The sequence below is a fragment of the Pinirhizobacter sp. genome, assembly GCF_035317885.1.
GTDB lineage: Bacteria > Pseudomonadota > Gammaproteobacteria > Xanthomonadales > Rhodanobacteraceae > Pinirhizobacter.
Map to the genome: position 1 here is coordinate 1 of NZ_DATHFX010000301.1, position 2260 is coordinate 2260.

Below are 2260 nucleotides of genomic sequence, written 5' to 3' on the forward strand. Positions count from 1 at the left end.
AAATCGGTGACGCACGGCCTTCCTCCCGGGTATCGAAGACAGGCAAGCTAAGGCCTGGAGAAATTCTCCAGGCCGCACGCGGAGCAAGCCATGCCTACCGATCCAGGTGCGTACCACCAGGGCGACTTCACCCACCCCACGCGCATCTGCGACCTTGTGATGAAGGGCGGCGTATCCAGCGGCGTGGTGTACCCGCTGGCCGCGGCGGAGCTAGCCAAGGATTTCCGCTTCAATTCCATCGGCGGCACCTCGGCCGGCGCCATCGCGGCGGCGGTCACGGCCGCTGCCGAGTACGGGCGCGCATCAGGCGGGTTCGTGCGCCTGAGCCAGGTGCCCACGCAAATCGGCGGCCACCTGATGCGCCTGTTCCAGCCGTCGCCCCGGCTTGCGGCGCTGCTGGATATCTTCCTTGCCCTGCAAGCCCCGGGTTCGTGGATCGCAAGATTCGGCCGGGTGCTGGGCATCGCGGTGCGGCGCTTCGTCGGGCGCTGGTTGCTTGGGCTGGTGGCTGGCGTCCTGTTCGGAGTTGTCGCGGTCGTTTCCGGCGCACCAGTGGGGTACGCCGTAGCGTGGGGCGCGGGGCTGTTCGTCTTGATCGGCATCGTTAGCGTCGTTTCCACGCTCTGTCGACGCATCACCCACGACGTCCCCGCCAATGGTTATGGGTTGTGTCCGGGAAGCACGCAGCGCGGCTTCGACACGCCCGGCCTTACCGATTGGCTTACCGACCTCATCGATCACATCGCCGGCCGCGGTACCGGACCTGACGACCCGCCCCTGACCTTCGACGACCTGGCCACGCCCCCCGGCGGCACTCCACCGGTCGCGCTGCGGATGATGACCACCAACTTGATGATGCGCCGGCCGTTCACCGTGCCGATGCGCGACCACAGCTTCCTGTTCCGCCGCCGGGAATTCGAAAACCTGTTCCCGCCTCGGGTGATGAACTACCTGATGGCCAACAGCGAAGCCTTCGACACCGGCAACCCCGCGGACGATTTCTTCCACCTGCCGCCCGACGGCAAGCTGCCCGTGGCCATCGGCGCACGGATGAGCCTCAGCTTCCCGCTATTGATCAGTGCCATTCCCCTTTATGCGCGGGACTTCACCCTTAACGAGGCTGTCGGCCGCAGCGTGCCGCGCCTGTGTCTTTTCAGCGATGGCGGCCTGGCCAGCAACTTCCCCATCCACTTCTTCGACAAGCTTTGGCCCAACCACCCCACCTTCGGCATCAGCCTGGACGATTTCAACCCGGCAAGGAATATCGGCCCGGGCCGCGCGTGGCTGCCGGAAAACGCCAACAGCGGCGTGTTGATCCCCATCCTGCCGATCGAAGGCGGCCTGCTGGCCTTCCTGCAACGGTTGATCGACGCCGCCAAGGACTGGCAGGACAACCTGCAAAGCACTCTGCCCGGCTATCGCGAACGCATCGTGCACGTGGCATTGAAACCCGACGAAGGCGGCCTTAACCTCACCATGGACGCCACAATGGTGAAGAAGCTGGCCCACTACGGCGCCGACGCCGGTGAACTGGCGCGGGATGTCTTCAACTTCGACGAACACCGCTGGCGCCGTTTCCTGGTGGCGATGGCCCGCATGGAACAGACCCTGGATGAATTCACCACCGCCTGGGATGGCGACGGGGTGGAAAAGGAATCTTTCCAGTCGTACCTCGCGCGCTATCCCGACCACGCGCAAACCTACCAGCAGGACAGCGCACGCCTGGCCGAGATGCTCCGCCGCGCCGCGGCGCTTGTGGACATGGGCCGCGCCTGGCGCAGTCCGCCCGATATTCGCGACGGCCAGATACCCAAGCCGGATACCAACCTCAGTATTACCCCGAAGCCCTAGGGGTTTCCGGCAGCTATTTCCTTTGGCCAGGCGCATGAATCCCCTGCCGATACCCGCCGCCATGTGAGAATATTCCCACCCGAGGGAGTCGGGGAGGACCACCATGCGCGCGCGTACCATCGTTGGCATCGTCACCCTGGTGGTGGGTGCATGGGCTGTGCTCGGGTGGGTGGGCTACGCCACCTACCATGCGATGACACCCGACGTTCTGGCGAAGATCCGGCAGGCGAACCGGCCGCTTCACGGCGGCATTCCACCGATGGCCCCGCCTAAACCGCCCGAGCGCCCCGCTTCCGTACCCGCCATCAGCGATGCGGCCTACACCGCTTACTTCGCCAAGGTGCGCGCCGCCGAGAAAATCCGCGATCCGCTGCAGCGCTGCCTGGCCTATCCCGATCCTCCGGGCATG

2 protein-coding genes are annotated in these 2260 nt (G+C 65.4%); both read left to right on the plus strand.

Annotated features, from left to right (window positions below; genetic code table 11):
* The first annotated feature begins 90 nt into the window (after window positions 1–90).
* A complete protein-coding gene (locus VK519_RS09785) occupies window positions 91–1851 on the plus strand; it encodes a patatin-like phospholipase domain-containing protein (protein WP_324349374.1) in 1761 nt (586 codons plus the stop codon).
* Between the two features lie 103 nt (window positions 1852–1954).
* Window positions 1955–2260 (plus strand): hypothetical protein (locus VK519_RS09790; RefSeq protein ID WP_324349375.1); only part of this gene is annotated, 306 nt, incomplete at its 3' end.

Bases quoted from the DNA above. Each gene is read 5' to 3' on its own strand.
- VK519_RS09785 (WP_324349374.1), top strand. From the start codon at position 91: ATGCCTACCGATCCAGGTGCGTACCACCAGGGCGACTTCACCCACCCC.